This is a genomic window from [Lactobacillus] rogosae, assembly GCA_900112995.1.
Lineage (GTDB): Bacteria > Bacillota > Clostridia > Lachnospirales > Lachnospiraceae > Lachnospira > Lachnospira rogosae.
Map to the genome: position 1 here is coordinate 54,913 of FONU01000014.1, position 23,075 is coordinate 77,987.

Sequence of the window (23,075 nt, forward strand, 5' to 3'; positions counted from 1 at the left end):
TTGTATGAAATTAGGCAAGGTATCAGATACAATTCTTTCAAGGTCTGTATTAAAGCCTCTTAACACTGTAAGAGGCCAGAAGGTTACACGTATGGATATTGGACAGGATGTGTCTGAGGTGGATATTAGAGAGCAGGGCGTGGATAAGACACTGTTAAGTGCGACAGCCTGTGGATATATGCCTCTTATTAAAGCTGTTAATAATATATATGCCGCTGGCGGCACACCCATAGCGGCAAGTGACTGCATAGTTATGCCAGAGCAGGCAAGGGAAATCCGTATAAGGGAAGTAATCGCAGGACTTACAAGACAGGCGGCGGTTACAGAAGTGCCAATAGCTGGAGGGCATACAACAGTCAGTGCTTCGGTCAGTGAGCCTGTAGTAACTGTTACAGTGCAGGGCTTAAGGGAAGACAATAGAAATGTTATTGAGGCAGGACAGCATATAATTGCCGCTGGTTGCATAGGAATAAGTGGAGTAAAGCAGTTAGTTGAAACTGATGAGCAGGCGGTATACGAAAGATACAGTAAAGACTGGGTAAGTAAGGCTGTTGGCGAAGATACAGATATGTATATAGGCGGAATGGTACAGCTTTTAAGGGACAATGGAATTAATTGTTATATGCACGATGTATCAGAGGGAGGAATATTTGGTGCGTTGTGGGATATGTGTGAATATGGCAATGTCGGACTTGATGTTGACATAAGAAGCATACCTGTAAGACAGGAGATTATAGAGATATGCGAATTATTCAATGTTAATCCGTATGAACTGCAATCTTTAGGTTGTTTATTAATGACAGCGGATAATGATTGTGATATTATTAATATACTTAACAGCAATAATATCCCAGCCGCAGTTATAGGAAGAATTGTGAAGGGCAATCAGAGAATTCTTCACAATAAAGATGAAGAAAGATTTCTTACATTGCCTAATCAGGATGAGATATTCCGCTGTATAAAGACAGCACAATAATTTAATTGAAAGGGTATAATGATATGAGAGAGAAAATCCTTAACTTGTTAGAGAATAATGGTAGAATTGACATTCACGATATGTCCGTTATGCTTGGAGTCGCGCAGGAAGAAGTCGCGAATGAGATAGCGGATATGGAAAAGGAACATATTATCTGTGGTTATAATACCCTTATCAATTGGGATAAGACAGGCGATGAGAAGGTTACAGCACTTATTGAGGTAAAGGTTACACCTCAGAGAGGACTTGGTTTTGACAGCATTGCCGAGACAATTTACAAATACGATGAAGTTACATCAGTTTACCTTATGTCTGGTGGCTTTGATTTTACAGTTATAATTGAAGGAAAGACTATGAAGTCTGTTGCACAGTTTGTGGCGGCTAAGCTTGCACCACTGGATTCAGTGCTCAGCACATCAACACATTTTGTATTAAAGAAATACAAAGATTATGGAACTGTAATTGATGAAGAAGACAAGGATGAAAGGATGTTAGTAACACCATGAGAGATGCTTTATCTAAGAAAATAGTAGATATAGAGCCTTCAGGTATAAGAAAGTTCTTTGACGTAGTAAGTGAAATTCCAGATGCAATATCACTTGGCGTTGGTGAACCAGATTTTGATACACCTTGGAATGTAAGGGAAGAAGGTATATACGCATTAGAGAAGGGAAGAACATTTTATACTTCTAATGCAGGACTTAAGGAATTAAGACAAGAAATAAGCAGCTATGTTGCAAGAAAGTATGATACACAGTATGACCCAATGAAGCAGGTGCTTGTAACTGTGGGTGGAAGTGAAGCTATAGATGTAGCGTTAAGATGTATGGTTGACCCAGGTGATGAAGTACTTATACCACAGCCAAGTTATGTATCATATCTTCCTTGTGCAGTTATGGCAGATGCTGTTCCTGTATTTATTAATCTTAAAGAGGAGAATCAGTTTAAGCTTACTAAAGAAGAATTGCTGGAGCATATTACAGATAAGACTAAGATTCTTATAATGCCATTTCCTAACAATCCGACAGGTGCTATCATGACAAGAGAAGAACTTATGGAGTTAGTGCCTGTTATTATAGAGAAGGATTTGTATGTTATATCAGATGAGATATATTCAGAGCTTACATATGGAGATAACAAGCACTGCTCAATAGCAAGCCTTCCTGGTATGAAAGAAAGAACTATTATGATAAATGGTTTCTCCAAAGCATTTGCTATGACAGGCTGGAGATTAGGTTATGCCTGTGGACCTGCTGAGATTATAAAGCAGATGATTAAGCTTCATCAGTATGCGATTATGTGTGCACCAACTAACAGCCAGTTTGCCGCTGTTGAGGCATTAAGGAATTGTGATACAGAGGTAGAGAAGATGGTTACAGCCTACGACCAGAGAAGAAGGTTTCTTCTTCATGAGCTTAAGAGTATGGGAATAGACTGTTTTGAGCCATTTGGGGCATTCTATATATTTCCATCTATCAAGAAGTTTGGTATGACATCAGATGAATTTGCTAGCCGACTTCTAGAAGACCAGAAGCTTGCAGTTGTTCCTGGAACAGCATTTGGCAATAGCGGTGAGGGCTTTGTAAGAATATCGTACGCTTATTCAATTGAGAACCTTAAAGAAGGAATTAAGAGAATAAAGAACTTTATAGAAAAGTTATAAGTACATATTAACTACAATGGAGGAAGAATTATGGCAGGAATGAACGCAGATTTTATCAATCCATTTTTAATGTCAGCGACTAAGATAATGCAGGAAATATGTCAGACAGAGATGAAGATAGGAAAGCCTTATGTCAAGACAACAGAATTCGAGAATGAGTCGGTTGCAGTTATGATAGGTATAACAGGTGAGTTAAAGGGTCAGGTTATTATGGCATTTGAGTTGAATAAGGCATTGGACGTGGCATCTAAGATGATGATGGGTATGCCGGTAACTGCACTTGATGATATGTCTATAAGTGCAATAAGTGAGCTTGGTAATATGATTATGGGTAATGCTGCAACAATATTCTCAACAAAGGGATATGTTATAGATATTACACCACCAAGCGTATGTCACGGAGATATGACTATTACACAGGCATATACACAGAATATATGTGTGCCTATCCATTCAGGTGACGAAGTGGCACTTGAACTTAATATAGCTGTAATAGCAGAACAGTAAAGAATTATAAGGAAAGATAATTATGTTAAATATAGTATTACATGAGCCAGAGATGCCTGCTAATACTGGCAATATAGGAAGAACCTGTGTAGCAGCAGGTGCAAGATTACATTTAATTGAGCCGCTGGGTTTCAGCCTTAATGAGAAAATGCTTAAAAGAGCAGGGCTTGATTACTGGGATAAGCTTGATGTGACAGTATATAATGATTATGAAGATTTTCTTAACCGTAATCCGGGTGCTAAGATATATATGGCAACTACTAAGGCACATCACACATATGCTGATGTGAAGTACGAAGACGACTGCTATATTATGTTCGGAAAGGAAAGTGCGGGAATACCAGAGGAGATACTTGTAGACCACGAAGATACATGTATAAGAATTCCAATGATTGGAGATATACGTTCACTTAATCTTTCTAATTCAGTAGCAATAGTTGCTTACGAGGCATTAAGACAGCACGGATTTGAGAGTATGAGCTTGTCAGGAGAATTGCATAAGCTTCACTGGAAGTAATTAATTGTAATGGGATGAGGGTACATTTTATGTATCCTTATCCTTTGTAATATACAGAAATATCAGATGAGTAAGGTGTATTGGATACAGGAGTTGCGAAACGTATGAGAAACAACAGCAATATCGTTAATTTTTATGCGAAAGAATATATAAGAGAGAGGTTAGAAAGCTCTCTGGATAAATTCATAGATAAACAGCTTATAATGGTGGTAGCACCATCGGGATATGGAAAGTCCACACTTGTAAGGCATTATTTTAATGACAGGCCATATTATAATAAAATGTGGTTCCCTATGCAGAGTAAAGAAAAAGACGACAACTGGGTGTGGAAAAGATTATGCCAGAAGTTGGGTGAATATAGTGAAGAGTTAAAAGGAAAACTGTCGGATACACAGCTTCCACAGTCTAAGCAGGAATTGTCTTATATAGTTAAAATATTAAGGCAATATGTCAATGATACAGTATATCTTATAGTAGATGATTATCAGGAATGTGCAAGTGTCACATTAGACAACCTTATAATGGAAGTTGTAGATAATATAGACAATATTCATATAGTGCTTATATCAAGAATACTCCCATACAATATACCATATGAAGCAATGTTTCTAAAAGGACAAAGTGTGCTTATCACACAGCAGGATTTAAAGCTTACTAAAGACGAAGAAAAAGTAATATTTAAAGAGAATGAAATAAATCTTACAGCTGAAGAAGCAGATTTGTTATATGAGCATACAGATGGCTGGATTAGTGCTGTTTATCTGTCTTTATATGAATATAAGAAGCTTGGCAGAATGGGTGGTTTTCTTTCTGTCAATCATCTGTTAAAGACAACTATATTTGATAAGCTGTCAGCAGATATGCAGGAATTCTTTATGAAAATGTCACTTTTTGACTGGTTTGATATTGAAGGTGCAGAGTATGTCACACAGCTTGATGTTACAGAGAATGACCTGCTTGAAAGTGTAGAGCAATTTGGATTTCTTGATTATGATGTGACAACACATTCATTTGCTATGCACACATTATTAAGAAATGTGTCTGGTATGGAATTGAATAAATCGGACATAGAAATTTCTATGCTTTATAACAGGGCGGCAGAAGTATCTGAAAAGCGAAAGTCTTATATAAAGGCAGTAGCTTATTATACTAAGGCAAAGAACTGGGACAGAATTGCAGCTTTATATGCAGGAAAGAATGGAAGACGTCTTATTGAGAGAGCACCGGGAATATTCCAGAGCGTAAGAGAGAATATAGAAGAAGTTATGTGGGAAAAATATCCGACTGTAATGCTTAATTATCTTTATTATATGTCAACTAAGGAAAATGTGCATAATGTAATGCCATTATATGAAGAGATAATTAATGATATTAATAATCATCCAATATGGAAAGATAATAAGTTCCTTATGGGCGAGATGATGATTATATTATCAATTCTTCAATTTAATAATCTTGAAAAGATGAATCAGTCCTTAATAAAAGTCAGAGAATATTTTGGTGAGAGAACATCGGTTATATTTGGCAATTCACTTCTTACTTATGGAACAACGTGTATGACGACATTGTATTACAATAAGTCAGGCAGGCTCAAGGAGATAATAGAGCAGGAAAAAGAATATGCTAAAGCATATATGAGAATAACACAGGGAAGCAGAGTGGGATGGGATGAATTCTTTGATGCAGAATATGCAATGATTACAGGTGATATTGATACAGCCTACAGGCTAGCAAAGCAGGTGTTATTACAGAACATTTTAAGAAACCAGACGTGTATAATTATAAGCTGCTACTATATGATATTAAAATGTCTTATATATTATGGTAAGAAAGAGGAATTCTATGAAGGCATTGAAAAGCTTAATGAGTTGACCAGGGATATAACATATCCCCTTCTTATTATAGATGCTGAGCTTGTGCAGGGCTATGTATATGCGTGCCTTGGACAGCAGGAGAAAATGTCAGACTGGTTACAGAATTTCAGACTTGAGAACTGTAGTAAGCAGATAAGGAACATACGAAGCGGCTGTATGACATATGGAAAGCTTATGTGTTATAAGAAAGACTGGGCAATGCTTGATATGATAGGACAGCAGATGATGGTTCCATATGAGAATACATCACATATATATCCATTTATAACAGGCTGCGTATACAGGGCAATAGCACAGTATAATATGGGTAATACAACAGAAGCTGAAAGGTATATTAAGTGGGCAGTTGAACTTTCATATGACGATAACGTGATAATGCCATTTATTGAGAATGGTGTTGAATTAGAACCTGTTATAGAAAATGTGTATACAGACGGATTCCTTGAGTCATTAAAGCCATATATCGCTAAATACAAGGCTGGAATAGAAAGCTTTAATGCAGTTAAAGACGACAATCCATATAAGCTTACCAAGAGAGAAAAAGAGCTTATGGAATATGTTAAGGCTGGTTATAAGAATTCAGAGATTAGTGAGCAGATGCACATCGCATTAGTGACAGTTGAGAAAAATCTTACAAGCGTATATAGAAAGCTTGGAGTTAATAATAGAACATCAGCAATTATGATGTTACAGAAATAATATGTTATAGAATAATATGTAATTTAATGCTTGCGGACAGGCTTATAAAATAACAGATTATGGAGCAAAAACCAGTATATCATATAATAAAAAGTATGGTTTACCATAATAGAAAATCATTTTCTATATATGTATACTACAAAAGTTAGTTTAAAATTGAGTAAATAGGAAAGGAAAATTAATGGTAAATAAGTACAAAGAAAGATTAAAGCATTATACGATTAATCGTAAGTTAAAGGCTACTCTTGGAGTTGTAGCTCTTATAGCATGTATTATAGGTGTAATTCTTATAAGTGGTATATTAGCGGTTGCTAATAATGTAAAGGGAATATATCAGGGACCAATGAACAATGTTAATGATATAGCTAATGTTAAATATGGTCTTACTGATTTACAGAGAGCCATTAACAGACTTTTAGCTGAAGGTTCTGATAATATGGCAGATAGATATGCAAATTTTGAAAAGACAGTAGAAGAAGATGTCAATCTTGTCGTTTCAGGAGTTGATGATATGGATAAGCATTTCAAGACAGAAGCTACGAGAGCAAAGCTTTCAGAAATGCAGGCTAAGATTAACGAGGGCGAGAAAGTAAGACCTCAGGTTATGCAGCTTTTAAAGAGCGGAAAGATTGATGAAGCTTATGCACTTAATTATAATACATATCTTCCTATAGTTAACGAAATCAAGTCATTAGCAAATGATATAGAGACATTAGTATACCAGAACGGAGCAGTGTATTATACTCAGTCAGTGCGTCTTGGTAATGGACTTACAATAGCAGGTATTATACTTGTTGTTGCGTTATTATTTATTTCAACATTCTTTACAAGAACTATAACAGAAGTTCTTACAACACCAGCCAAGCAGATTGTTGAAGCGGCAGAGCAGATGTATCATGGAGATATGTCAGCAGCTAATCTTATAACATACGAATCAGAAGATGAATTCGGAGCTATGGCAAAGACACTTAAGGGAACAATGTTAAATCTCCACGCATATGTGGATGAAATATCAACAGTTTTAAGAGAAATTGCAAGTGGTGATTTAACTAAGGATTCAGATGAAATTACAGATTTCCTTGGAGATTTTGTAAGCATCAAAGAATCATTTGTATACATTTTAAAGAATTTTAATATAACATTAACTAATATTGCCAAGACATCAGAGCAGGTTGATATTGGTGCCGAGGATCTTTCAAAGGCAGCAGGTGATCTTGCTAAGGGAACAACAGACCAGGCAAGTGCTGTTGAAGAACTCACAGCTACAGTTGAAACAGTAGCGGCATTAGCTAAAAAGAGTGCAGATCAGACACAGACTGCATATGATAATGTATTAGCGGTAGCAGAAAATGCAGAAGAAGAACGTAAGAAGATGGACAGCCTTACAGAAGAAATGGCTAATATTATCGAAATATCTAATAAAATCGAAGCAATTACTTCAACTATCGAGGATATCGCTTCACAGACAAGTCTTCTTGCACTTAATGCTTCAATTGAAGCTGCCAGAGCTGGTGATGCAGGACGTGGTTTCGCAGTGGTTGCAGAGCAGATTGGAAAGCTTGCAACAGACAGCCAGAAGTCAGCTGTTAATACAAGAGAACTTATTGTTAAGACTATAGAAGAGATTAATAAGGGTAACGAGATAACCGCCTCTGTTGCACAGGCATTTGAAGGAACAATTAATGAAATGCAGAAGTTTGCTGATGTAGCTAAGGAAACTAATGAGTCAGCAAGAAATCAGGCAGAAATATTATCACAGATTGAACAGGGTATCGAGCAGATATCAGGTGTTACACAGAACACAGCAGCTTCTTCACAGGAAAGCTCAGCAATCAGTGAACAGCTTGAACAGAGAGCCAGGGAGCTGGATAAGCTTATTAATAACTTTAAGCTTTATAGACCGGTTAGCAGATAATAGGACTAAAATTATATATTAATGCTTGATTGGTGGCTGTAATTGATAACAACGGACGATTGGCTGCAATCAACATAAGCAACGAAGACACATTTGCATTGAGTGTCGCTCGCAGCGGTACTAAGTCGCCAGCTAAGGCTGCCGACTAAGGACCGGCGGCTCCCCATCGTCTTCTTATGCTTATGTTGATTGCAGCCAATCGTCCGTTATTAACATCACCCCTTCGCAATTGGCAGCGTAAATATAAACTCCGTCCCCACATCCGGCGTACTGATTACATCTATATGCTCTTCGTGTGCCTGAATTATTTCTTTAGTTATGGATAGTCCAAGTCCAGACCCTTTCTTGTCACGGCCTCTTGAGGCATCTGATTTATAAAATCTATCCCATATTTTATCAATATCTTTCTTGGCAATTCCGCTTCCAGTATCTTTAATGGATATCTGGGCTTTATCACCTTTTTCTTTGACAGTTACATATATAAAGGAGTTATCGTGGCTGAATTTGATTGCGTTATCTACAAGGTTGTATATAACCTGTTGTATTTTACCTTTGTCAGCTTTGACATTAAGTGCTGTGCCAGAGAATGTCAGGCTGAACTTAATGCCTTTCTTTTTACACGAACCCTCAAGAGTTTCTATTGTATGCTTTATTACTGAGTTAATATCAAATGTTGTAATCTCAAGGCGGACAGTCTTAGGGTCAAGTTCATTAAGTGTAAGTATATTGCTTGTAAGCTTGGTAAGTCGTTCGGTTTCAAATAATACAATATTAATGTATTTATTAATCATTTCCGGTGGTACTGTTCCGTCCTCAATGGCTTCAAGGTAGCCTTTTATTGAAGTAAGAGGCGAACGGAAGTCGTGCGAAATATTGGATAAGAACTTCTGCTGGAACCGGTCCATTTCGTTAAGTTCTTTTGCCATATAATCTAGAGAAGCCGCAAGACGTCCGATTTCATCATTGTGGTGTATCTTAATGCGGTAGGAAAGATTACCTTTTCCATATTCTTCAGTAGCCTTGGTAAGCTCATTGATAGGCTTGTGAATATGTATGAAATATAGCACCAGCATAGAAAGTGAAAGCAGCATAGCAATCACCAGTGTAAGATAGTTGGTGTTAAACGTATCATATACCCTGTCAGTTATGACAGTTTCAGGCATATTGATGACAACATAGCCTTTCATTGTGAAATTGCTGGCAATAGGAAAATATGCACTTACAACAGTTTCGTCAAATACACCATAGAAATCACCTGTCTGTGTGTGTGCACCTTTAAGCCTGCCATAATCAAAATCCTTAAGTTCATATAGATAACCATTAAAATCTGCTGTTCCAGAAAATCCAGTATCTAACATAACATCACCGAATGGGCTTACGAACATAATTCTTGTGTGGTTGAGTTCAGATACTATTTTAAGGTCAGCTTCTATGTCTGAAAGATATTCTGGCGTTAATGTATCTTTTGCAAATGTGCCGGCAATTTCGTTAGCCTGCTGGTAAAGCACTTCAGAATAATAGTCATATACTTTATTATAATCGTGCCTGAAACATATTGTTGTTACAGCTATAAATCCTACAACAGCAATTATTATATATAGAGTTATCTGTTTGGTAAGCATATTATATTTCATATTGAGTCCGTTCCTGCTTATTTAGTCACAAATTTGTAGCCAATTCCCCATACGGTTTCAATCGACCATTTATCGTGGTCTTTAATCTTTTCACGAATTCGTTTGATGTGCACATCGACAGTACGGGTATCGCCGATGTAATCATAGCCCCAGATATTGTCAAGAAGCTGTTCTCGTGTGAACACCTGATTAGGTGCAGATGCAAGGAAGTATAAAAGTTCAAGTTCTTTAGGCGGCATTTCTACAGCCTTTTTATCATAAGTAACTGAGTAATTGTCAAGATTGACAATTAAGTCAGGATACGTTACACATCTTGCATTTTCTGATGGTGCAACGGTAGTCTGTGGAAGATGATAACGTCTTAATACAGCTTTAACACGTGCGACAAGTTCTTTTGTTTCAAATGGCTTGATAATATAATCATCAGCACCAAGCTCCAGACCTAATACCTTGTCAAATGTTTCGCCCTTAGCTGAAAGCATAATTATTGGCGTATTATTATTCTTCCTGATTTCACGGCATACCTGATATCCGTCAATACCAGGAAGCATAAGGTCTAACAGAATGAGGTTAGGCTTGAATGTAGAAAGGTTATCAAGTGCACTTTCGCCGTCATATACAATCTTAGTTTCAAAACATTCTTTTGTAAGATAGAGTGAGATGAGTTCAGCTATATTCTCATCATCATCTACGATTAAAATTCGTTGTTTAGCAACCATATGTGCCTCCATATACAATATTTATAGTTAATCTTTAAATGTTACAATTGTAACACCTTCTGCACCCTCGCCAATCTGTCCAAGGCGGAATTCTTTAATATAAGGAACCCCGTGCAGATAAGAAGTTATACCAGAGCGTAGAGCACCTGTTCCCTTGCCGTGAACAATTCGTACCTGTGGAATTCTGGCAATATAGGCATCATCAAGATATTTGTCAAGAACGGCAATAGCTTCATCAACAGTGTATCCAAGAAGATTAATCTCAGAAGATACAGAAGATGATTTTGACATCTTGATTTTACCTGAGCCACCAGCACCCTTAGGCTTAGAACTTGTTTCAGCAGGATCCTTATAGCCTTTAAGTATGGCAAGATTTTTAATATCCATTTTAGTGCTTAAGCTTCCTACAAGTACAGTAACCTGGTTTTTGTTCTTATGAATCTGGGATACAGTACCTATGACGTTCATTGTAAGAACCTTAACGTGCATACCAACCTTGAATTCAGATATATCGTGAGCCTTATGCTCGCTTATGTTGTTGGCAGGTTCAATCTTTAACTTTTCCTGCCGCTTATTCATTTTCTCACGGATAGCACTGCGGTGTTTCTCAAGCTCTTTTACAGTCATACCATGCTTGTTCATAGCATTAATTGTCTTATCAGCATACTCTTTCGCATCTTTAAGTATGCGTGCAGCTTCTTCGTTAGCTTTTCTTATAATATTGTCAGTACGTTCATCAAGACGTTCAGTTTTTTTGGTAAGTTCAGACTTTAACTGGGCAATCTGTGCTTTGTACTCATTTAATTCCTCACGCTCACGTTCAATTGTAACACGGCTTTGTTCAAGATCAGTTACAAGGTCTTCAAATTTGATATCTTCAGAGTCAAGACGGCGTGAAGCATCATTAATTATATTGTCAGAAAGTCCAAGCTTTTTGGAAATGGCAAATGCATTACTCTTTCCAGGAACTCCGATAAGAAGCCTATAAGTAGGGCGGAGTGACTGTACATCAAATTCACAGCAGGCATTTTCCACGCCATCGGTTGTGAGTGCATACATTTTAATCTCGCTGTAATGTGTTGTCGCCATTGTTGTAATATTACGTCTGTGAAGGCTGTCAAGTATAGCAATTGCAAGGGCTGCACCTTCTGTAGGGTCAGTACCAGCACCAATCTCATCGAATAAAATGAGGCTGTTGCTGTCAGCTTTTTTAAGAATATCGACAGTATTAGTCATATGTGAGCTGAATGTACTAAGGCTCTGTTCAATACTCTGTTCATCGCCGATATCAGCAAATATATTGTCAAATACAGCTATGTCGGAATGTTCCAGTGCTGGAATATTAAGTCCGGCCTGAGCCATAAGAGTAAGAAGTCCGACAGTCTTTAAGGATACGGTCTTACCACCGGTATTAGGTCCTGTTATGATAAGAAGGTTAAAATCTGTACCGAGATAAATGTCTATAGGCACGACAGTATGCGGCTCAATAAGAGGATGTCGTCCTTTTTTAATATTTACTATACCTTTGTTATTCATAACAGGGCGGCTGCAATTAAAATGCCTTGATAAAAGTGCTTTGGCGAATATGCAGTCAAGATTGGTAAGTATCTCATAGTCTGAAAGCAGTGAATCGGTATATTCTGCGGCTTTAGCACTTAAATCTGCAAGAATAACTTCAATCTCAGCCTGTTCCTTAAGTTCAAGCTCTCTTATATCATTGTTAAGCTTGACAACTGCGGCAGGCTCAATAAATACAGTAGAACCGGTCGATGACTGGTCATGAACCATACCAGGCATAAGTGATTTGTATTCAGCTTTAACAGGCAGACAGAAACGTCCCTGTCTTGTTGTTATCACATAATCCTGAAGATAAGTTCTTGTAGATGGTGAATTTAATATTTTATTAAGTTCAGTGTGTATGCGGTCAGCAGCTATATTTTTCTGACGTCTTATACTGCGGAGGTTCGCACTTGCATCATCACTGATTTCATCTTCTGATATAATACATTTCTTAATTGTGTTATTAAGAAGTGTAACAGGGTCAAGCATGTCTATTAAAGGTTGTATTGAGTCAGCACGCTGTTCATAGTATCCCTTTATGTGGGCAGCACATTCTAATAACATAGATATGTTAAGAAGCTCAAGTGCATTAAGAGAGCTTCCGACTTTAAGTCTTGCAATGCTTCCCCTGATATCTTTTATCCTTGAGAAATCCACACTTCCCTTCTGGTATACACGGGTAAGTGCATCATTAGTATAATCAAGTGCTGTATTGATTTTGTCTATGTCAGTCATAGGCTCAAGCTTATGAAGTATCTGCTTTGCACCATCAGAACAGGCAAAAGATACAAGACGAGATATTATTTTATTATATTCAAGTGTTGATAATGATTTATTATTCAATGTAATACTCCTGTCATTTCAAATAATAATTATTATATGTCTGCTATTAGTGATAAAAGCTGACAATCCTCTCTTATTATATACTAAAACCGATTAAAACCATAGGATAAATTTAAGAAAGAGCCGACTTTTTAACATCTATGTCATAGTTTGTTCATAAACATAGTGTATACTTTATTTATATTGCGTAATAACCGGATAGTCAGAAGAAAAATGTACTTGTGATTTAACATATCAGATGCGTAAGCATCTGTTAATGAATAAGAATGAGGGATAATATGGAACATAAAGATACTGAGCAGAAATACGATTTATATACGGAAAAGATTGTATTAAGTCCTAAGGTTAAATATAAGAATCTTATAAGAACAATTAAGATACTTATATTGATAATAATAGCAGGAGTGGTGTATATAGCGGCTGACAAGCTTATTGTGCCGTCAGTAAAGGCGAAGTTTGATAAGAAGAAAGCAGAACAGGATAGAATTGAATTCACAAGAGATGAATATCCGGAGCCTGTTGTTGTTGAGGATGAAGAAGGACAGCCACAGATTAAGAAGGATTATGATACATTAATGCAGTCGTTAAGAACGAAGGTAGATGATGTGCAGAAGTCAGTTGTCATAATTCAGGAAAGCACGGAAGGGCTTAATTATGAGAATTATATTGAGAACAGGGAAAATGTAACATCTACGGCAGGACTTATTGTTGCCTATGTGAATTCAAGATATATTATACTTACATCAAAGAAATATACTGATAATACTGCGGATATAAGTGTTAAGGTTAATGATAATGAATATAAGGCGGTATATGTGTGCTCAGACAGTAATACAGGTATAAGTATAATAAGTGTTGATGCTGAACAGATGAGTGAGGACGACAGGACAAGCATAGAGGTATCAGTTCTTAGTAATTCATATATACTTAACAAGGGTGAGCTTGTAATTGCCGCAGGCAATATATATGGAACGGATGGGGCAGTAGATTATGGAACTATAACCAATATCAGCTCGTACAGCCTTATAGATAATAATGTAGACATATTTGAAACTAATCTTACAGCCAAAGATGAAGATTACGCATTTTTATTTAATTCGGACGGCAATGTTGTAGGAATATCTGTACACAGTAATAAAGATGTCAAGCTTAAGTTTATGGGAATATCAGATCTTAAAGGTACTATTGAGAATATGATAAACCGTCAGGAGATTATGTATTTTGGTATTAAAGCAGAGAATGTAGACAATGAATTGGCAGATAAATACAGTCTTACAACAGGAATATATATACTTGCAGTTGAGCAGGAGTCGCCGGCATATCAGGCAGGACTTCAGACAGGAGATGTAATTGTAGAGGTAAATGGCGAGGAATGTCTTACTATGCAGAAGCTGAATGAGAAGCTGTACAGATGCCAGTCAGGACAGAGCGTTAATGTCCTTGTAAAAAGGCTTGGTAAATCAGGGTATTTTGAAGTATCTTATGATGTCAATGTGGAATACAGATAAAGCAGCTACTTGACAGTACAGAGTAGAATTAAATAGTTGAGATAAGAATATAATAAGATTAATTGAAATCAGAGAGAAATCTGATTGAATGGAGGAAGAGTATGCGTTATATAGAAACATTTAAAGACGGAGACAGAATTTCAGAGGTATACCTGTGTAAATCCAAGTCATCAGCACTTACTAAGGCTGGAAAAGAATACGAGAATGTTATACTTATAGATAAGACAGGACAGATAGATTCAAAGATATGGGACGTTAATTCAGGTGGAATATGCGATTTTGAAGTTAATGATTATGTATTTGTTAATGGACAGGTTACAAGTTATAATGGTGCATTACAGTTTAAAATAGAAAGAATTCGTGTGGCAGCAGAGGATGAGTACACACCAACAGATTATATTCCATCTTCAAGATATGATATAGAGCAGATGTATGAGGAATTATTAGGATTCGTAAGAAGTGTAGATAATCCATACATAAAGCAGCTTTTGGAAGCATTTTTCGTTGAAGATGAAGTATTTATTAAAAAGTTCAAGAATACGTCAGCAGCCAAGACAGTACATCACGGATTTATGGGTGGACTGCTTGAACACAGCCTAAGTGTTACAAGATTATGTGCAAAGATGAGTGAGAATTACGATTTCCTTAACAGGGATCTGCTTATAAGCTGTGCAATGCTTCACGATGTAGGCAAGGTAAGGGAATTAAGTGAATTTCCAAGAAATGACTACACAGATGAGGGGAATTTTATAGGTCATATAGTGATTGGCTACGAAATGGTTATTGAAAAAATCAGACATATACCAGATTTTCCAGAGATATTAGCTAATGAGGTTGGCCATTGTATATTATCACATCACGGTGAGTTAGAATATGGTTCACCTAAGAAGCCGGCAATAGCAGAAGCACTAGCACTTTCTATGGCAGATAATATGGATGCAAAGCTTGAAACTTTAAGGGAATGTCTTGAAGCCAAAGACACTAATGACTGGCTTGGATTTAACAGATGGCTTGAATCCAACATAAGAAGAACAAGTTGTTAATGTGAGGAACAGTTATGGCATATAGTAAGAATGATATTGTACAGGTTACAATAGAGGATATAGGAGTAACAGGAGAAGGAATAGGCAAGATAGACGGCTATACATTATTTGTAAAAGATACAGTCATAGGTGATGTAGTAGAAGTTAAGATTATGAAGGCAAAGAAGAATTACGGATATGCCAGACTTATGAATATCATAACACCGTCAAAGGACAGGGTTACACCGGAATGTAATATAGCAAGGCAGTGTGGCGGCTGTCAGTTACAGGCTATGAGTTACGCTGCACAGCTTAAGTACAAACAGAAGCTTGTCAGTGATAATTTACAGAGAATAGGTGGACTTACAGAAGGCGTAGATTATGAAATGTGTGACATTCTTGGTATGGACACGCCATTCAGATACCGCAACAAAGCACAGTATCCTGTAGGTGAGGATAAAGACGGTAATATTATTATGGGATTTTACGCAGGTCATACACATTCAATAATTCCTTGTGATGACTGCCTTTTAGGTGATGAGAACAACTCTGTAATATTAACAGCCGTCAGGCAGTGGATGAAAGATTACAGGGTAAGAGCCTATAACGAGAATATCCATAAGGGAACTTTAAGACATATACTTATAAGAACAGGATTTCATACTGATGAGATTATGGTCTGTCTTGTTACTAAGAAAATGTTAAGAAAAGAGGCGGCAGATGGACTTGTAAGAGTGATTGAGCGGCTTAATAGTGGCATTTCAGCAAGTGATAACACTTTATCAGGTAGTGATAATAATACAAGTAATAACAGTGGAAGAAAGTTAAATATAGCTTCGCTGGTTGTCAATATTAATAAAGAGGATACTAATGTAATACTTGGTAGGGAATGTGTAACTCTTTATGGAAGACCTTATATAGAAGATTACATTGGAGATATAAAGTTCCAGATATCACCGCTTTCATTCTTTCAGGTTAATCCTAAACAGACAGAAGTGCTTTATAACAAAGCATTGGAATTTGCTAATCTTACAGGCAATGAGGCAGTGTGGGATCTGTATTGTGGAATAGGAACAATCTCGTTATTTTTGGCAAAAAATGCAGGAATGGTATACGGTGTAGAGATAGTTCCACAGGCGATTGAAGATGCGAAGAATAACGCTGGGATTAACGGAATAGATAATGCAGAGTTCTTTGTAGGAAAGGCAGAAGAAGTAGTCACAGCATTTTATGAAAGCAGGAAAGCAGATGATGGTACAGGTCACAATATGACAAGACCGGATGTTATAGTGGTAGACCCACCAAGAAAAGGCTGTGATGAGAAGCTTCTGGATACTATTGTTACAATGTCACCACAGAGAGTTGTGTATGTAAGCTGCGATTCGGCAACACTTGCAAGGGATTTAAAGGTGTTATCGGAGCGTGGATATAAGATTGTGAAAGTACAGCCGGTTGACCAGTTTGGGAATACAGTCCATGTGGAGACTGTTGTCTTACTTTCCAAGGGAATGGTCGACAGCAGAAAAGTGAAGGTTGACTTCTCCCTGGAGGATATGGATTTATCTGGATTTAGGGGAAAAGCAACTTATGAGCAGATAAAGACTTATGTACTGGAGCAGACAGGACTGAAGGTTTCTTCATTGTATATTGCACAGATTAAGAAGAAATGTGGTTTGGATGTTGGTGAGAACTTCAATTTGGCAAAATCAGAGAATGCGAGACAGCCACAGTGTACACCGGAGAAGGAAGATGCAATTATGCAGGCATTTAGACATTTTGGAATCATATAGATTGTGGATAAGCAGCATCGTGAGTCTATCTTACTGCTAAGTAGCGAAAAAAGGACATTCCTGAACCGTAATTATTACGGGTCAAAGGATGTCTTTTTTGATTGTCTTGGAGTGTCAAAAGGACAAGGTAATAAAACTGAATATTAAGACTTATATGAATAATATCTATCTTATCTAATAAGACGATATATTTAGTATATATTTATCAATAACATTAAATTTATTTAATATATATGGAAAAATATGCTAATTGCAGAGATGATTCTTGCATTTGTAAAGAAAATCGTTGAATAAATCTCGTTGAATGATATACTATAATATGGATCACGTTTTTGAAAATCGCGAGGTGATTATCGTGGAAGTTAGCTATAAAAAATTATGGAAAATATTGATTGACAAAGACATGAAGAAGAAAGATTTACAAGCATCTGCTGGAATCAGTTGGGCTTCGGTAACCAAACTTTCTAAGGGAGAAAGGGTAAGTATGGAAGTACTAATGAAAGTATGCAAAACTTTGAATTGTGATATAGGAGATATAGTGGAACTAATTCCTACAGAAGAAAATGAAATTGGCTGAGGAGTGATACGATGTCTAGCAAGAAAAAGAGCGTGATTAGTAAGGCAAGTCCTCATACGATTAAAAAATTTGAATTGATTGAGGAATATATAAAATCATGGGCAAAAAAATTACTGTTGACTGATTCTTGCGATGGTCTGATTTTTATTGATTGTATGTGTAATAGTGGGGTGTATATTGATGATGCTGGACAAGTAGTGAAGGGGACGGCAGTTCGTGTTTCAGAAGTGCTCTGGGAAGTGGCTAGAACCTATACGGATAATAATATACATATTTATTTGAATGACAAAGATAAAGCACGGGTAGATGAATTGAAAAAGCATCTTCCACAAGATGAACGTAATTTTAAGATTGTCACATCTTGTAGCGATGCACACGAGTTACTTTTGACTATCGGCCCACAGTTGTATGGAACAGGGAATTTTCATTATTTTCTGCTTTATGATCCATATGATGCGACTATTGATTGGAAATCACTTTTGCCGTTTTTCCGAAATTGGGGAGAGGTTATGATTAATCATATGGTTTCAGATCCGGTGCGGGCGATTACAAGTGCCAAGAAAAGGACAACAAAGGCAAAGTATGAGAACACATATCTGGAGGATTTTGAAAAACTGGTACCTTATGGAAGTGACAAGGTAGCATATGAGGCCAGAGTGGAGGAAATCATAAATTCTCTAAAGGGAACTCGTAAATATTATGTATCGGCATTTCCCTTCTATAACACGCAGAATTCACTTGTGTACAATTTGATTCATTGTACGAGCGATAAGGAAGGATTTAAGCTTTACAAGAAGAGTGCTTGGAAGGTATTTGGTGCACAGTCCTCTACTAAGCATTCGACTGAGAATAGGCAGTTATCGTTTGATTTTTTCGGAGAAATTACTGAAGAAGAGGATGAAAGCTGTTTACATGTTATCGATATCGCGAAATATCTGCAGCGCAGTTTTAGAGGTAGAAAACAAGTGTCTCTTGATGAGATGTGGGAACTTTTAGATAACCACCCGATTTTTCCTTCAGACGGATTCCGTAATGAGATAAAGAGTGATCTTACGGATTTTTTTGACGCGAAGATCGAGCAGATTGTGAATTCTGAGACAGGAAAAAAGGAAACGGTGATCTCTTTCTCTTCATGAGATAGAGTTTCAGATATATGAGGTGATTGGAATATATGGCAATATCGCAGAAATTTGGTGGCAATTGGACTGAAGAGAAGCTGAATATCTTCACTAGTTATTTGGACGCATACATAATTGCACTGCAAAATCAGAAGTTTAAGAAGATTTATATAGACGCCTTTGCTGGAACCGGTGAGATCGAGACCAGCGACGGTGGGCAGTATCTTGTGGGCTCCGCTAAGCGTGCACTGGCGTCTGAAAAAAAGTTCGATCACTATTATTTTATAGAAGCGGACTCTCAGAAGGCGGGAGAACTTCAGAATATGATAAATACCGAGTTCCCGCAGATGAGGCGAATTGTTACGATTTACTGTGGCGATGCGAATGATAAGCTTGCGGAGATTATTAGCAGTGTAGACTGGAGATATAACAGAGGCTTGCTGTTCTTAGATCCATATGCGACGCAGGTAAATTGGACTACGCTTGAAAATGTAGCGCAGACGAAATCGATAGATGTATGGTACCTATTTCCGTTTTCTGCACTTGAGCGGATGCTGCCGAAAAACGGAAAGTACGATAAGTGGGAAGAATGCATAGACCGCTTGCTTGGAGATTCTGGATGGCGGGAAGAATTTTACAAGAAAGATCCCCAGATGTCACTTTTTGATTTGTTCCCAGAAACGGGACAAAGCGATGGTGAAAGGATGATTAAGGATGCAAATCCGGATCACATAAGGGATTATATCCTTTCCAGGCTAGAGACAATCTTTCCATGTGTATCTAAATATGCACGTATTTTCAGGAACAGTAGAAGATCGCCGATGTTCCTATTCTGCTTTGCTATTTCGAACGAGAGTGAAGCAGCACAAAAACTTGCTTTGAAGATAGCAAATCATATATTAAAGAATAAATAGGCGAAGGACGGAAACAACTTGAAGACGATAAAACGAAAATCCATGCTTTATCAAACAGGAGTAGAGTATGGTGACTACACAATGAATCACGTGCAGGGCTGCGCACATGGGTGTAAATATCCATGTTACGCATTCCTGATGAAGAAGCGATTCGGGCAAATTAAGGATTACGAGAGCTGGCTTGAGCCGGTGCTTGTATCAAACACGCTTGAACTGCTGGATAAAGAGATACCGAGGCTCAGAGATAAGATTCAGTCTGTGCAGCTTTGCTTTACCACAGATCCGTTCATGGAAGGATACCCAGAGGTGGCCAAGATGAGCATTGCGGCTATCCGAAAGCTGAACGAGGCTGGTATCAAATGTACTACTCTAACAAAGGGACTGTTACCTATAGAATTGGCGGAGCTTTCTCCGGAAAACGAATATGGGATTACACTGATCACTCTGGATGAAGCTTATCGGGAACAGATGGAACCGGGAGCCGTTTCCTGTGCAGAACGACTGGCAGCATTGGGTGCACTTCACGATGCCGGTTGTAAGACGTGGGTAAGTATGGAGCCGTATCCGACACCGAACATGGTTGAGCAGAATCTGCACGAACTACTTGAGGCGGTATCTTTTACAGATCGGATCATTTTCGGGAGAACGAACTATAGTAAGGTAGCAAACGCCTACGAAAGGCATAAGCATTTTTACAATGAGTGTGCGGCAGATGTGATTTCCTTCTGTCAGGAACATGGCATTGATTATCATATTAAGGTAAAAACAATAACGGAAGAATGAGGTGGTGTTATGGCTTTATTACAAGACCTGATCCAACAGATTGACGATCCGGCACTCAAGGAAAGAATCTTGCAGGAAACAAATAAATTACTGAAGCAAAAGAAGTTCGGATTGGTGTTTGAAGAACATCTGCCAGAATGCACGCCGCTTTATGATGTGCCGATTCGTGTTGGCTCTAAAGTTGCTCTGAAGACCGGGTATGTCAGCGACATTTATATGGTCATGAATATCGACGAAGATGAGGTTCAGTGTGATCGTAGGGAAACACATGAGCAGAAAACCTTCAGGCTGGATGAGCTGGTTACAGTAGCCGAGTTTGGAGAGGCAATTTATCCGACATTAAAGCCGATAGACACTGTTGAGAATGCTCCAGACAGTGACCTTTGGCATACACTGATTGAGGCAGACAATTATCACGCACTTCAACTTCTAGAATATCTTTACGCAGAAAAGGTGGATTGCATATACATTGACCCACCGTACAATACTGGGGCAAAAGACTGGAAATATAATAATGACTATGTGGACAGTTCTGACGCATATCGTCACAGTAAGTGGCTTTCAATGATGGAGAAGAGACTAAGGATTGCAAAAAAACTACTGAATCCGAATGATTCGGTTCTTATTGTTACTATTGATGAGAAGGAGTATCTACATCTTGGATGTTTATTGGAAGAATTGTTCCCTGAAGCAACTATCCAAATGGTAAGTAGTGTAATCAATCCTAAAGGAGCTGCAAGGCATCAACAATTTGGTAGAACTGATGAGTACTTGTTTTTTGTACAGTTTGGAGTATCGAGTCCGGAACCATTGCCATTAACTAATGAATGGAAAATATCTGAAGATAAAAGAGCTTCTCGTTTGAGATGGAAGGAGCTATTGCGTTCAGGCTCACATACGGCAAGAGCAGATAGTCCAAACCAATTTTATCCAGTGTTTATCAATAATACGGATGCAGGCCCGGTCTTTCACTCTGTAGGAGAGTCATATTATGGCACAAACACGTCCGAGATAGTAGCGCCAGACGGTTGTGTTGCTGTTTGGCCTATACGCGCTGATGGTACAGAGGGTAATTGGCAGATAAGCAGTGAAAATTTGAAAGCTTCTATAGATATTGGATATGCAAAATTAGGTAACTGGAGAGGTGAAAATACAGCAATCACCTATTTGGCGAAGGGAGAAAGAGAAAAAATCGCTAAAGGCGCATTCACAATTATAGGTCATAGACAAGACGGCTCAGTTATAACAGATGACGATGCATATATCCCTAAATTTATACCCGGTACTCAATGGCGTATAAAGTCGCATAATGCTGAGCAAGGAGGCACAAATTTACTTAAAGAATTCTTCGGATCAAGTAGGTTTACTTTTCCTAAATCATTATATGCTGTTCATGATACGATTAGATTTTTTGTTGCTAATAAGCCGAATGCACTTATTATCGATTTCTTTGCTGGTTCAGGGACAACACTTCATGCAGTAAATCTTCTCAATGCAGAGGACGGCGGATGTCGTAGGTGCATTTGCGTGACAAATAATGAATTGAGAAAAGACGAAAGTGATACACTGACTGTGCAGGGCTTTAAACCGGGAGATCCAGAATGGGAAAAACTTGGAATTGCCAAATATGTTACTTGGCCACGGATAGAATGTAGCATCAAAGGTCATGATGTTAATGGCAATTATTTAGAGGGCGAATATACAACCTATAAGACGAGTATTGAAAAAAAAGATAGAAATATTATTCAGATAGGATTTGTGAGTGATGCTTCTTCTTTGAAAATAGGCGAAAAGAAAAGACTTGTTTCAATATTATCGAACAAAAAATTACCTCAGACACTTGTATCACAAGAGGCAAAATACATAGTTTCAGATGAGACAAAGCATACAGTAACAATATTATTAGACGACACTGCCGGTGATGAATGGTTAAAAGCCCTAGATGGAATGGATCATATAACAGACTTTTACATTATTACATCTAATAATAGAATTTTTAAGAGCCTCAAGGCAAGAATCAAGGGTATGTTCGAACCTATATTAATACAGTCGCCAGTAGTGATGCCAATGAAGGACGGATTCAAGGCAAACTGCGAATACTTTAAATTAGGTTTTCTAGATAAAACCTCTGTTGCCCTTGGCAGACAGTTCCGAGAACTGCTTCCGGTGCTCTGGATGAAGGGAGGAGCCATTGGTAGGTGCCCGGCTCTTGAAAATGATGATCTCTCGAATATGCTGATCTTGCCGCAGAATAAGATGGCTGTTTTGATGGATGAGATATACTATTCTGAATTTGATGCGGAATTAAGACGTAATCCAGAGATCCAGACAATTTTCATTGTAACGGATTCAGAAACGGCATATCGGTCGATGATTCGTTCTTACGATGACAAAGACTGCTATCAGCTTTATAGAGATTATCTGGATAATTTCAGAATCAATACGGGGAGGTAAAC

18 protein-coding genes are annotated in these 23,075 nt (G+C 37.7%); 15 read left to right on the forward strand and 3 right to left on the reverse strand.

Annotated elements, in window-relative coordinates:
• The first annotated feature begins 4 nt into the window (after window positions 1-4).
• The 7 genes from BM157_RS07415 (at window position 5) to BM157_RS07445 (ending at window position 8,151) form a co-directional block, all read left to right on the forward strand.
• A complete protein-coding gene (locus BM157_RS07415) occupies window positions 5-976 on the forward strand; it encodes an AIR synthase related protein (RefSeq protein WP_090140511.1) in 972 nt (323 codons plus the stop codon).
• A 23-nt stretch (window positions 977-999) separates the two neighbouring features.
• Window positions 1,000-1,482, forward strand: a complete 483-nt coding sequence (locus tag BM157_RS07420) for an Lrp/AsnC family transcriptional regulator (protein WP_055173863.1) — start codon at window positions 1,000-1,002, stop codon at window positions 1,480-1,482.
• Window positions 1,479-2,639, forward strand: coding sequence for a pyridoxal phosphate-dependent aminotransferase (locus BM157_RS07425; protein WP_022501626.1), 1,161 nt, complete (start codon window positions 1,479-1,481; stop codon window positions 2,637-2,639). Before BM157_RS07420 ends, BM157_RS07425 begins: the two co-directional genes overlap by 4 nt.
• Before the next feature lie 30 nt (window positions 2,640-2,669).
• Window positions 2,670-3,146, forward strand: coding sequence for a chemotaxis protein CheX (locus BM157_RS07430; protein ID WP_090140512.1), 477 nt, complete (start codon window positions 2,670-2,672; stop codon window positions 3,144-3,146).
• Window positions 3,147-3,168: 22 nt separating this feature from the next.
• Window positions 3,169-3,663: a tRNA (cytidine(34)-2'-O)-methyltransferase gene (locus tag BM157_RS07435; protein ID WP_055173869.1), complete on the forward strand. Its 495-nt coding sequence runs from the start codon at window positions 3,169-3,171 to the stop codon at window positions 3,661-3,663.
• 104 nt (window positions 3,664-3,767) lie between these two features.
• Complete coding sequence (locus BM157_RS07440; protein ID WP_055307089.1) at window positions 3,768-6,236, forward strand: helix-turn-helix transcriptional regulator; 2,469 nt, start codon at window positions 3,768-3,770, stop codon at window positions 6,234-6,236.
• Between the two features lie 181 nt (window positions 6,237-6,417).
• Window positions 6,418-8,151, forward strand: a complete 1,734-nt coding sequence (locus BM157_RS07445) for a methyl-accepting chemotaxis protein (protein ID WP_022501630.1) — start codon at window positions 6,418-6,420, stop codon at window positions 8,149-8,151.
• A gap of 215 nt (window positions 8,152-8,366) precedes the next feature.
• Here BM157_RS07445 and BM157_RS07450 read toward each other — a convergent pair whose 3' ends face one another.
• Genes BM157_RS07450 through BM157_RS07460 form a run of 3 tightly spaced genes read right to left on the reverse strand, consistent with a single transcriptional unit; the run spans window position 8,367 to window position 12,907 of the window.
• A complete protein-coding gene (locus tag BM157_RS07450; protein ID WP_090140514.1) occupies window positions 8,367-9,785 on the reverse strand; it encodes a HAMP domain-containing sensor histidine kinase in 1,419 nt (472 codons plus the stop codon).
• Window positions 9,786-9,802: 17 nt separating this feature from the next.
• Complete coding sequence (locus tag BM157_RS07455; RefSeq protein ID WP_022501632.1) at window positions 9,803-10,504, reverse strand: response regulator transcription factor; 702 nt, start codon at window positions 10,502-10,504, stop codon at window positions 9,803-9,805.
• A 27-nt stretch (window positions 10,505-10,531) separates the two neighbouring features.
• Window positions 10,532-12,907, reverse strand: a complete 2,376-nt coding sequence (locus BM157_RS07460) for an endonuclease MutS2 (protein ID WP_090140516.1) — start codon at window positions 12,905-12,907, stop codon at window positions 10,532-10,534.
• A 278-nt stretch (window positions 12,908-13,185) separates the two neighbouring features.
• On the opposite strand from BM157_RS07460, the gene BM157_RS07465 reads away from it, so the two are divergent.
• The 8 genes from BM157_RS07465 (at window position 13,186) to BM157_RS07500 (ending at window position 23,073) form a co-directional block, all read left to right on the forward strand.
• Window positions 13,186-14,415 (forward strand): S1C family serine protease, encoded by a 1,230-nt coding sequence (locus BM157_RS07465; RefSeq protein WP_055173872.1) that lies wholly within the window; start codon window positions 13,186-13,188, stop codon window positions 14,413-14,415.
• 101 nt (window positions 14,416-14,516) lie between these two features.
• Window positions 14,517-15,458 (forward strand): 3'-5' exoribonuclease YhaM family protein, encoded by a 942-nt coding sequence (locus BM157_RS07470; RefSeq protein ID WP_090140518.1) that lies wholly within the window; start codon window positions 14,517-14,519, stop codon window positions 15,456-15,458.
• A 14-nt stretch (window positions 15,459-15,472) separates the two neighbouring features.
• Window positions 15,473-17,227, forward strand: a complete 1,755-nt coding sequence (gene rlmD, locus BM157_RS07475) for a 23S rRNA (uracil(1939)-C(5))-methyltransferase RlmD (RefSeq protein ID WP_090140520.1) — start codon at window positions 15,473-15,475, stop codon at window positions 17,225-17,227.
• A 355-nt stretch (window positions 17,228-17,582) separates the two neighbouring features.
• A complete protein-coding gene (locus BM157_RS07480; protein ID WP_090140522.1) occupies window positions 17,583-17,804 on the forward strand; it encodes a helix-turn-helix domain-containing protein in 222 nt (73 codons plus the stop codon).
• Between the two features lie 11 nt (window positions 17,805-17,815).
• On the forward strand, window positions 17,816-18,940 hold the full coding sequence (gene tcmP / locus BM157_RS07485; protein ID WP_090140524.1) for a three-Cys-motif partner protein TcmP: 1,125 nt from the start codon (window positions 17,816-17,818) through the stop codon (window positions 18,938-18,940).
• A 35-nt stretch (window positions 18,941-18,975) separates the two neighbouring features.
• Complete coding sequence (tcmP, locus tag BM157_RS07490) at window positions 18,976-19,836, forward strand: three-Cys-motif partner protein TcmP (protein WP_090140526.1); 861 nt, start codon at window positions 18,976-18,978, stop codon at window positions 19,834-19,836.
• An 18-nt stretch (window positions 19,837-19,854) separates the two neighbouring features.
• A complete protein-coding gene (locus tag BM157_RS07495; RefSeq protein WP_318255861.1) occupies window positions 19,855-20,619 on the forward strand; it encodes a radical SAM protein in 765 nt (254 codons plus the stop codon).
• A gap of 9 nt (window positions 20,620-20,628) precedes the next feature.
• On the forward strand, window positions 20,629-23,073 hold the full coding sequence (locus tag BM157_RS07500; protein WP_090140529.1) for a site-specific DNA-methyltransferase: 2,445 nt from the start codon (window positions 20,629-20,631) through the stop codon (window positions 23,071-23,073).
• The last annotated feature ends 2 nt before the right edge of the window (window positions 23,074-23,075 follow it).

Excerpts from the sequence above, each read along its gene's own strand:
- BM157_RS07435 (WP_055173869.1), top strand. The coding sequence starts at position 3,169 with ATGTTAAATATAGTATTACATGAGCCAGAGATGCCTGCTAATACTGGC.
- BM157_RS07425 (WP_022501626.1), top strand. The coding sequence starts at position 1,479 with ATGAGAGATGCTTTATCTAAGAAAATAGTAGATATAGAGCCTTCAGGT.
- BM157_RS07470 (WP_090140518.1), top strand. The coding sequence starts at position 14,517 with ATGCGTTATATAGAAACATTTAAAGACGGAGACAGAATTTCAGAGGTA.
- tcmP (WP_090140524.1), top strand. The coding sequence starts at position 17,816 with ATGTCTAGCAAGAAAAAGAGCGTGATTAGTAAGGCAAGTCCTCATACG.
- BM157_RS07500 (WP_090140529.1), top strand. The coding sequence starts at position 20,629 with ATGGCTTTATTACAAGACCTGATCCAACAGATTGACGATCCGGCACTC.
- rlmD (WP_090140520.1), top strand. The coding sequence starts at position 15,473 with ATGGCATATAGTAAGAATGATATTGTACAGGTTACAATAGAGGATATA.
- BM157_RS07445 (WP_022501630.1), top strand. The coding sequence starts at position 6,418 with ATGGTAAATAAGTACAAAGAAAGATTAAAGCATTATACGATTAATCGT.
- BM157_RS07455 (WP_022501632.1), bottom strand. The coding sequence starts at position 10,504 with ATGGTTGCTAAACAACGAATTTTAATCGTAGATGATGATGAGAATATA.
- BM157_RS07465 (WP_055173872.1), top strand. The coding sequence starts at position 13,186 with ATGGAACATAAAGATACTGAGCAGAAATACGATTTATATACGGAAAAG.
- BM157_RS07430 (WP_090140512.1), top strand. The coding sequence starts at position 2,670 with ATGGCAGGAATGAACGCAGATTTTATCAATCCATTTTTAATGTCAGCG.
- tcmP (WP_090140526.1), top strand. The coding sequence starts at position 18,976 with ATGGCAATATCGCAGAAATTTGGTGGCAATTGGACTGAAGAGAAGCTG.
- BM157_RS07415 (WP_090140511.1), top strand. The coding sequence starts at position 5 with ATGAAATTAGGCAAGGTATCAGATACAATTCTTTCAAGGTCTGTATTA.
- BM157_RS07450 (WP_090140514.1), bottom strand. The coding sequence starts at position 9,785 with ATGAAATATAATATGCTTACCAAACAGATAACTCTATATATAATAATT.
- BM157_RS07420 (WP_055173863.1), top strand. The coding sequence starts at position 1,000 with ATGAGAGAGAAAATCCTTAACTTGTTAGAGAATAATGGTAGAATTGAC.
- BM157_RS07440 (WP_055307089.1), top strand. The coding sequence starts at position 3,768 with ATGAGAAACAACAGCAATATCGTTAATTTTTATGCGAAAGAATATATA.